Origin of the sequence: Dysgonomonas sp. GY75 (genome assembly GCF_015234155.1) — a bacterium.
GTDB lineage: Bacteria > Bacteroidota > Bacteroidia > Bacteroidales > Dysgonomonadaceae > Dysgonomonas > Dysgonomonas gadei.
Map to the genome: position 1 here is coordinate 79,260 of NZ_JADCLQ010000051.1, position 10,013 is coordinate 89,272.

Annotated in this window: 6 protein-coding genes and 1 rRNA gene; 1 reads left to right on the top strand and 6 read right to left on the bottom strand. The window is 35.7% G+C overall.

From position 1 onward, the window contains the following. Window positions 1-31: 31 nt before the first annotated feature. The 5 genes from IR083_RS19400 to IR083_RS19420 are packed head-to-tail and all read right to left on the bottom strand — an operon-like array spanning window position 32 to window position 8,203. Window positions 32-556: a DUF1573 domain-containing protein gene (locus IR083_RS19400; RefSeq protein WP_006798286.1), complete on the bottom strand. Its 525-nt coding sequence runs from the start codon at window positions 554-556 to the stop codon at window positions 32-34. A 15-nt stretch (window positions 557-571) separates the two neighbouring features. Continuing rightward, window positions 572-2,680, bottom strand: coding sequence for a DUF4838 domain-containing protein (locus IR083_RS19405; protein WP_206759868.1), 2,109 nt, complete (start codon window positions 2,678-2,680; stop codon window positions 572-574). 25 nt (window positions 2,681-2,705) lie between these two features. Then, window positions 2,706-5,525 (bottom strand): tetratricopeptide repeat protein, encoded by a 2,820-nt coding sequence (locus tag IR083_RS19410; protein ID WP_194225543.1) that lies wholly within the window; start codon window positions 5,523-5,525, stop codon window positions 2,706-2,708. A gap of 30 nt (window positions 5,526-5,555) precedes the next feature. Next, a complete protein-coding gene (locus tag IR083_RS19415) occupies window positions 5,556-7,019 on the bottom strand; it encodes a glycosyltransferase family 2 protein (protein WP_006798289.1) in 1,464 nt (487 codons plus the stop codon). Window positions 7,020-7,030: 11 nt separating this feature from the next. Further along, window positions 7,031-8,203: a HEAT repeat domain-containing protein gene (locus IR083_RS19420; RefSeq protein ID WP_194225544.1), complete on the bottom strand. Its 1,173-nt coding sequence runs from the start codon at window positions 8,201-8,203 to the stop codon at window positions 7,031-7,033. 535 nt (window positions 8,204-8,738) lie between these two features. Here IR083_RS19420 and IR083_RS19425 point away from each other — a divergent pair. Beyond that, window positions 8,739-9,353, top strand: coding sequence for a DUF1062 domain-containing protein (locus IR083_RS19425; protein ID WP_194225545.1), 615 nt, complete (start codon window positions 8,739-8,741; stop codon window positions 9,351-9,353). Window positions 9,354-9,893: 540 nt separating this feature from the next. On the opposite strand, the gene rrf is transcribed toward IR083_RS19425, so the two are convergent. Continuing rightward, window positions 9,894-10,002, bottom strand: a 5S ribosomal RNA gene (gene rrf, locus IR083_RS19430). Between the last annotated feature and the right edge of the window lie 11 nt (window positions 10,003-10,013).

Consider the following 10,013-nt stretch of genomic DNA (forward strand, 5'->3'; position numbering starts at 1 on the left):
TAAAGCGTAGACATATCCTACGCTTTTATTTTTACTGATCTGTTTTTGAATCTATGTAATACCCCTTATTCCCTTCATTGCTCACATCATCCTCATCTTCATCCTTCTCTCTATTCTTGTTTTCCAGATATAATTCTTCATAATCTCTTGTATTCAAAGAGTTAGGAACTACATGCACATCAAATTTTATTTCGGCTTTATCCAAGGTTGTAAGATTACCATAAAGAGTAACGTAATGCTCCACATATCCAATATTCTTGGTTGTATTGTACTTCAATATCAACTTACCTTCTTTTCCCGGAGGAATAGCTTCAATTGCAGATTTATCAGGTACCAGACAGCCACAAGATGTGAAAACATCTGATAACATAAAAGGCACCTCCCCTACATTTTTTATTACAAAAACTATATCAAGTTCGGGTCCTTGAAGAATCGGATAATAATGTCTGTTATTATCTAATATTTCCAATGTTGTTTTTTTATTTTTAATATCCACACAGGCTGAAATACCGGTAATCAGGATCAAGAACAGAATTACATAACCTTTTTTATACATTATAAATTGAAATTTTTAATTCAAAACTGTAATCTCATCACAAGCAATGATGCTCTTTGGAGCCTGCCTACGAATAAATTTTAAATCAACATTTTTAGTTCCTGCCAGGTTAATGTCCATAGTGCATTCTGCTATATTTCCAAATTCCATTATTTGATCAGAATGAATTTCTTTGACTATTTGTCCATCTATACTTACTAGAATTTTCTCCGGTGGATATATGCCATGTCTTTCATTACTCAAGAACCGCAACTGTATCGTTTGAGCCTGTTGCAGTTTCTCTGCGGAAAAACTAATGTGCATATCATCCGTACTACTCAGATACCATCCTTGGTGATAATCCATCGCAAAGCCCGGCGTACCATTATTCAGTAAATCTGTTTTCTCAAAGCCTTCGTCAGGTCTTGATAATAACTTGACAGATACATCCATCAAGGCATTAGTATAGCTACCTTTAGCTATTACCTGTTTCCATTCGGTAATATAATCAGATAAGGCACCATCGGTTTCTTTATAATTAGTCAGGTTCGAAAATTGTGGGGCGCCCTCCAGTGTTTGTACAAAAGTATCTATTTCGGGTTTGACCGTTATTTTATCACCTTCTTTTTTTGCAAATCCAAGATCATCATATCCCTTTACATAAGCTATTTGCAAACGGGTATAACTGAGCGCGGTATAAAGTTTCTCCAGTTTTCTCTTTTCCAGATCTTCCGTATTTGGAATCACGTCTTTCAGTGTATCATAAAACTCGATAAATTCATCTGTATTAAAATATGTATTCATATTTTCTTTCATACTACCATACATATTATAGGCTTTCTTTTTACTATAAAAAGCATGCTCTAACTGTAGGTAATAGTCAGAAAGAAATTTATGGCTTTCCGGATATTTCCTCTTAAAGAATTTCCGGCAAAGGTTATTTACATCTACATTTACATCCATCATAAGTGCTTCACAAACAAAAGTCTTAACATCATTAAATGATGAATAATCATATCCGCTTGCATTCAGAAAAATTCCCTTTACTCCTAATTCCTTAAAAAACTGGAATTGCTTCTGTAAGCCAAATAAGACGGGAATAGGGGTCAGATAGTCATCGAAATTAGCAGCATAGTCCCATAGATATATATTGGGAGTTTTCTCTTTCCATGTATTCAACTGATCTATAAACTGCTTCGTTGAAGCCTTCTGCATATCTGGCTCTATACCCTTTGGCAAGTTGATAGTACTGAAGAATACTCCTGCATTATCAGGTAATTTATCTGACGGAGATTTTGCAGTAGTCCTGTAAGCTGTTGTAAAAAACTGGTGTTTAGGAAAACGTTCTGCAAGTTTATGGATCAGATTTGTAACGGCCGGGGTTGCATTATCCGGAGTATTTCCCAGTTGAGCACAAGCCGGACAGGTACATACCAGATCATCATCTTCGGGCATAATCATAAAACGGTACGTTTTCTGATCACCCACTCCATAGTTTTCAACTATGTAATTACTTATAAACTCAAAGAGTTCGGGAGATGAAAAAGAAAACTGTGATTTATTACGCTTACCATTTACAAGCGCGTATATATTATCGCTCTGATTGCCTTTAATAATCTTAGACAAATTATGTCCCCACAAGCCCCAATCCGTTTCTAAATTATTAGCACCGATAATAGGAGAATGCTCGTGCCTGAGATTCGGAGCAAAGTGAGGTTCGCGATATATAAAATCAAAATTCTTACATTTAGAGTCAAAATTAATTATTGCCGGAGGTAAATCTTCTGCCGAGAAACGGTTATCTTCTTCGGCAACATTATTTATCAACTGATAGACTATCCATAATGCGGTCTCGTTATTGCGTACCCGGATATGAAGCCTGTTTATCGTATGTTCTATACAATAGTCATTCTCCAAATCAGTTGCTACTTCAAAATGGATATTCTTAGCTCCTTGAGGAACATCATCAAGCCGTCCCCCCTTTTTTAAAATGACAATAGACTTGTCTTCCGTTCTTTTCGATAGATGGCTGAAAAGATATTCACCCCAGCGCTCACCAGGCGCATCTTCTTCGTAAGTAATAATATAACTCTCAGCTTTGAGGGGTGGTTGGGTGTTTGCTGAGCAACCTGATGCCAATAGCATGATTAGCAATAGGTTTATATAATAATTAAAATGCCACATTAATATTGAAATTTAGATTATAAAGATTTCTATAATTAGTATCATTTGCTTTGAAGTTATACCATGTGCCCAATAGTCCGGCAGAAACCGTCTTTGTTATCATGTGCCCAATGCCCGCACCTACCATGCTGTTTGTTACCGAAAAACCATTATACAGCTGGTAATTAATTATATCAACATCAGGAGAAGAACCCACACTAGCCACTGCTGTAAGATAGTTCTTAGGCGAAGAAAGGTAATACCTCACATTTGCCGAAAGGCTATACAGCCATTCACGCTGAAATAGGAAGTTGTTAAAGCGGACATTCACTCTCCATGATTCCGTATCTTTGGTTATACCGATTACGGCATTAGAAAGGCTTTCTTTGTCTTCCAACTTTCTATATCCTGCCCCAAACTCAGCCTCTATTCCGCTAAAAATATTAAGATCACGGTATATGGAAGTGTTCAGAGCTATTCTGGGGAAAAATTTATTAGCAAAGCCAACATCTATCTTACTGCGTGTATGCTGATTCCATTCTCTATACCACTCGCCCTGTACCTGAATCCCTTTACCTGAATCACGGCCTGTATAATTTATTCGCCCTACATAAGTATTGGTTCCGGTATAAAGACTGTAATCTATTGTTGCTACCGAACTCACTGCATTATTATCATCACCAAAGCTATTACGCATATAATAAATTCCAACTTCATTGCGGTAACTTTTATATTTGAGATAATTCAGATGTTGCCTGAATTCTCCTATTTCCATCGCTGACGGATCATAGAAGGATTGATAATAATAAGCGGAATCGAAGCGGTGTATACTTTCCAATGCCAACCCTTTCATATATTTCAACGATTTGTTAGCCGGTGAATAGTATAGAGCTGTGTCTATTACAGAAAGAGCCTCTTCACTCCTTTTATTCTTAATGAGATTCTTACTGTAATCTTCAGACAATTGAGCGAATGCATTGATGAGGTCTTTATGATATGGGTTTTTTATCAGGCTCTCGCGAACCTCATTATAAGTTTCTGCATATAATTGAGTATTCCGCACTTTAATTTCGGCGAGCTTTACTTTGAAAAAAATGTCATCAGGAAAAGATGTATATCCTTTCTCTGCATATAATTGCACATCATCTATTTTCTTTCTGATATACGACAAATTTACAGCATAATGTAATGGCAAAGGATTAGATGTATCATATGTTATCCATCTCTCTATATATTTCATGGCATCGTCAAAAAGATACTGTTCATTTAACTCTTTCACAATCTGTGTAAGCATATCACTATACCCGCCTATATATTTGGCCTTGGATTCCCCATTGACCATATCAATAGCCTGCTCATAAGCCGAAACGGCCATCGGATAACGCTGTTGTTTGTAGTAAATGTCCGCTTGTTTCACCAATATATCAGGGCCGTTTGTTCCCTGGCTTTTCAGAATATCCAGTGCATTATTATAATCACCCATACCCATATAAGCATTATACAGAATGTGTCGGGCGTCTTTTTGAGTTTCTTCATCTCCATATTGTGTTACCAGATTAAGGCTGACAATAGCCTCTGAATAGTTATTATCAGCCATTTTACTTTTTGCGTCGGCTAACATTATATTTACATAAGCTTCACGTAAAGAGGAATCTTCCGGATATTTTCCGAAAAGCTGTTTAGTGAGAGCTGCGACACGTGCAGTATTCCCCATCCGGTTATATACCATTAGTTCTTTCATCGTAAGGGCTTTGGATTCTCCTCTTGCTTTTTTATACCTATTGAGAATATTCAAAGCTTCCTCATATTGAAGATTGGCCATCGTACTATTAAATACATAATTGAAAGCTTCTTCATTTCCCGGGTTATGCTCCAGAACCCGTCCATATAAAGTAGCAGGATCATTGTTTCTTGCCTCCTCGGCAGCTTCTTCCAAATAATAATTATATTGCTGTTGCAGAGTTGCTGAATTACCCTTTTTCATCTCCTGCTGCAAGAAAGATAATAATTCACTGTAACACTTTTGCTCAGCAAGAAAACTTGTTTTTTTGTCGATAAAAGACAAGTTTCCAGGAAACTTATTAAGTCCTCGTTGCGTATAAATCATCGCACTGTTCTGATCTCCGGCTTTTAAATAATCATTAATCAGGTCCAGATAATATTCTGCATTTCCGGGCTGTTGCTGTACCAGTTCTCTACTTAAAGAAATTGTTTCGTCCAGTTTTCCATCCTTTCTTCTGGCCTCTGTTTCCAATTCGATATGATAACGCAAGTCTTTCTGTATAATGCTATCGTTAGGATATATCGTACTGATGCGTTTTCGAAGCCGGTTAGCATCTGCCGTATACCCCTGAAATTCATACAATTGTATTTTCTTCTGCCATAAACTTGGCTTATATGGAGTTATCTCAAGCAATTCATTTATATAGCAGATAGCACTGGAGTAACGCCCCGATTCGGTTTCTACATTTACCAGTATCTCTTTTGCACTTACATTATTAGGATTGTATTCCAATGCCTTATTAAGTTCATATCGCGCTTTATCATGTTGTTTGAGATGCTCATAATACTTTCCGGCAAGCATTCTCAGATCAGATTCCTTCGGATATTTCTCAATACCCTCGTCGAGAATATTCTTTCCTGCATCCCAATTGCTCTGATCAAACAAATCTTTAATTTGTTTAGCATAATTACTTTTTTCATCAGTAGGTATCAGAGTCTGGGCTACAGTAATTCCATATGGAACTATCACAAGTAAGAATATATATAGAACCTTTAATAAAGTGTTCTGAGAATGTATGTATATATCTTTTATATGTCTTGCCATTACAATATGCTATATTATTGCCTTTGTTTTTTATAAATTCGATCCAGGTGTGGTTTCATCAGGTGTGACTGTAGTCGGGCTTTTAGCAAACCCCTGCCTGGTCATCGAGCCCCATTTGAAATCTTTCTGTGTAAGATATTGCCAATATCCACGAAGTGTAAAAATGACTATAAGGGGATGATATACAAACGCTTCGAAAGAGGAAAAAATGATAAGCTTTATATACTCGTTTATATTATTATACCATTTCTTCACCCACAGATCTAATCCCACAGTTATAAGGGACATCGTTATCCCTGTAAGGAAAACAAATAGCAGCATCAGCCAGAATGTATTGAAATTGATATGCCCTGTAAGGAGTAAAAAAATCATACAAATTACCCCTGTAAATTCAATTATCGGAGCAAAGAATTCAAAGAATAAAGCATATGGCGTCACGGTGAGACCTACTCTTCCATATTTACGGTTGAACAAGAACCGGCGATGTGTTATAAAAATCTGCAGCAACCCTCTGCCCCAACGGGTCCGTTGCCTATTAAGTACTTTTATGGTAGACGGACCTTCTGTCCAACAGCAAGTATCAGGAATCTGAACTATACGGTATTCTTTTTTAATACTTCGCATATATGCAGCTATACGAAGTGTCATATCCATATCTTCTGCATGTGATTTTGGATCAAATCCTCCGGTATTAATCACTACTGATTTATTGAATAGCCCAAATCCTCCGGATACATTCGGAATCGCATTAACAACAGACCAGCCCATCTTTGAAACTAAATAAGATCGAAGATACTCTGTTTCCTGAAATGTAGGGATAAGCGCCTTTGGTGGTTTTACACGTGTTAATACCCCATTCTCAACCTCACAGCCGTTAGACATCCGCATCGTAGCTCCCACAGCTATTACTGGTATTTTGGAGTCCAACACCGGCAGAATTACTTTACTCAAAGTATCGCGGGCAAGGATACCATCTACGTCTGTATTGATAATATAATCATATTTGGCTACATTGATTCCGGCATTCACTGCATCAGCCTTTGTGCCTCCATTTACCTTATCAACTACGGTCAGTTTTTTAAATTTAGGATTTACGGATTTAAAAATTCGTTTTACAGGACGACAGCGTATTTTTTCGATATATGGAAAATCAACTTCCTCCAAATCAAAATTCTTGATCAGCAAATCCAATGTGCTATCCTTACTGCCATCATTGACAACTACAACCTCGAATGTAAGGTAGTCCAGATTTAATAATGAGTTTACGTTGTCTATAATAATAACTTCCTCATTATAAGCAGGTGCAACAACCGAAATACCAGGTACTCTTTCAAATCCGATTTTAAGTAAATCTTCTTCTTCCTTCGTATACTTAATTTTCGACTGGGAAATGTTATAATATGCCAACAGTGCTAATGTCACATAGGCAGCAGTAATAGATAAAGCATAAAAAAAGATGAGGAACTGGTAAACGGAAACAATATATTCTAACATATCTGATAAATTTAAGCAATGGATTCATTGATTTCTATTTCCGTTTGTTCTGCATTTGCAAACACGGATTTCCGGAAAATATTCGTTGTTACATCTTTTAGCCTTAAGTAGGTCTCTTTTCTGCTATCTATTAAATAAATATTACGAACAATTTTTATAAACAATTCATCATCGGATGTTTGATTATAAATTACTTCAAGAAAAGCTAGAGCTTCCGGTGTGGCAAATTGCCCCATAGCATTGATTATACTGGCTTGTACAAACTCAGGGTTTGAATCATAATTAAGAGTAAGAATAGGTACAGCCTGTGTATACTTTAAAAGTCCAAGTGCTTCAGCAATACTTGCCTTTATTCTAAAACTCGTTGTATTTTGGTACAGTTCAAGTAATTGCTGAGCGCTTCCGGCCTGATTAAAAAGTCCGATTTCCTTGATCAGAAAGCATTTATATGCCTCATTTTGTGCCGTATTTACCCAACGGATCAATAATGGTAGTGATTTGAGTTTTGCTCTTTCTTTAAGGGATGCGTGTATCCTTATTTCATCTAAAGGATTGAGGTCTCCATCAAAATCTTCTTCCAGGAATTTAAAAGCATCATGTGAAGCAAAACGTATATGTTCCGATTTAGCATATTTGCGTAAGTTCGAGTTGAGACCTTGAACCTTATTGGCAAGAATGCTACCCGGTATATTAATACCAAGGCTATCCAACATTCTCAAGGCTTGCATATTCTTTTCCAAACTTTTGTTCCTTAAGTTTTCTTCCCAAAAACTGATAAGGCCAAAAGCATCTATTACTGCTATATAATTGTTTACGTTTATTTGCCCTATTTTTTTCTCTTGCTTTATTGACAAAATAAGCTGGGTTATATCATCTTTTTCCCATTTCTTGAATGAAACATTTTCTATCTCCAACTCAGATTTTACAGCATCCGGGTAAGTATTTGATGTTGAAAAAAGGATGCTCTTCAATTTGATTGCATATTTTTGTTTGACTTGTTCGAAGTGTCTCTTCTTCCTTTCGAAGCTATAAGCGAGATAAATAAACCTGAACAAGGAAACTATATAAAGTATTGCCAACAAAACAACAAGCGTAGAGACTATACGGATAACTATCGGGAAACCGATAAACTGAGAATCCCAGTAATAAATGTAAAATCTGACTGTATCAAATATTTCTTCCATAATTAAAACGATCAAACAGGGGTTTAGTATTTTTTAGATTTTTTAGATGATTAACAAGAAACACATCAAATTGACATATTTCGTTACCAATTGAAAACCAGCTACTTGATTCATAAGATTTCAATCACATTGTGAATTGTTAATTATTGTTTTATATTTACTTAAACAATGAGGGCGAAATTATGTTTTACATTTATTAAAATAAATTTTGATTAACCGAAAATTCAGAAATTTTGTAAATAATAATAAGTGATCAGTACTTTTTTCCTTGTATACAGGATAAAACTATTATCTTTGGAACTGAAACCAACAGAATCACAATTTGGCAACTATTCGTTTATATATACTGGCATAATATTAGCTTCAAATACCACAAGCTAGTAGTTCCTCTCGTTTGAGTTTCGTACTCGAACTGGTATGTCTATCTGTTTAATTTATTAATTCATTACCCTTTCTGACTTAAATACACTTTGTATATAAGTCTCATATTGCTATGTATGATATAGGGTAATATATCCCGAGAGGATTTGCCAAGATGAAAAAAGCGAAACAATATACATGGGAAATATGTATACAAAATATGCCGTTATTAAAAAGAAAATGTTCAAAATGTAATAAGAATAGCCAATTCTATTGTAGTGATAAATTCAGAGTCAACGCTCAAAAAAAGATTATAGATGTTTGGCTAATCTATAGATGTATAGAATGTGACAGCACATTCAACCTCACTATCCTATCACGGATAAAACCTGATTCTATTGATAAAGAGCTATATCAGAAATTCTTATCCAATGATACAAACACTGCATGGAACTATTCATCCGATTTGGAATTGATGAAAAGGAACAATGTAGAAGTTTGCTATAGTTCAATAGAATATGATATAATTCATCAAACAATATCTCTCGAAGAAATTATAAATATTGAGGAAGAAAAGATTGAATTTTACATAATATCAAAATATAATATCCATCTGAAATTATCATCTGTTATCCGTCAATGTTTAAATATCTCTATGAGTAAATTAGAAAAAATGATAACAGCAAAAGTTATAGAACTCCCGGAAGGCATAAATTTAAAGAAATGTACAATCAATGATCGAATGTTAATCATTATAGACAGGCATAGGCTTAATAGTTTCATAGGGTAAACCATAAACTAGCTTGTCTTTTATTAAACAGTTTGCTAAGAACGAAGTGCGTTCAGAGACAAATTTGTATGTTTTTTATGAAGTTGCTAAATGATACGAGTTCTTCAAAACTTAGCCCAAAAGCTATTTCACCTATGGCATAATTAGAATATTGTAGGAGTTATACACTTTCTTATATATTACGATTAGTTATAAGCTCTGATCTTGTTCGTTCCGTAGTTGATTTGACGACTTTATTCAAATGAATTACGTGGACGGACAAACGCTCTACGTAATCATTCGCTGTTTTCGGGCTAAGAAGTTCATTTGGAATATCGATGGGAAACCGACCTTCCTGTAAAGTAAGGAATAGTTCGGCTGTACACTGACGTGCATTCTTTTGAGGTATATAGTGATAATCTGCATTTTCATGGCCTTATGAACCAGCCTAAATGATTTCTCATGGCGCTATCAGTATGTATCTAGATGCGGTATGCCTATGCCTCACATACCCAAACAAAAAAAGTCCCTCACTACTATAGTGAAGGACTTCTCTTCTTAAAACGGCGGTAACCTACTCTCCCACTTGCGCAGTACCATCGGCACGACCGGGCTTAACTTCTCTGTTCGGAATGGGAAGAGGTGGAGCCCCGGTGTTATAACCACCTGAATGCTTTTTAT

Coding starts and splice junctions, on each gene's coding strand:
- IR083_RS19400 (WP_006798286.1), bottom strand. CDS start 556: ATGTATAAAAAAGGTTATGTAATTCTGTTCTTGATCCTGATTACCGGT.
- IR083_RS19405 (WP_206759868.1), bottom strand. CDS start 2,680: ATGCTATTGGCATCAGGTTGCTCAGCAAACACCCAACCACCCCTCAAA.
- IR083_RS19410 (WP_194225543.1), bottom strand. CDS start 5,525: ATGGCAAGACATATAAAAGATATATACATACATTCTCAGAACACTTTA.
- IR083_RS19415 (WP_006798289.1), bottom strand. CDS start 7,019: ATGTTAGAATATATTGTTTCCGTTTACCAGTTCCTCATCTTTTTTTAT.
- IR083_RS19420 (WP_194225544.1), bottom strand. CDS start 8,203: ATGGAAGAAATATTTGATACAGTCAGATTTTACATTTATTACTGGGAT.
- IR083_RS19425 (WP_194225545.1), top strand. CDS start 8,739: ATGAAAAAAGCGAAACAATATACATGGGAAATATGTATACAAAATATG.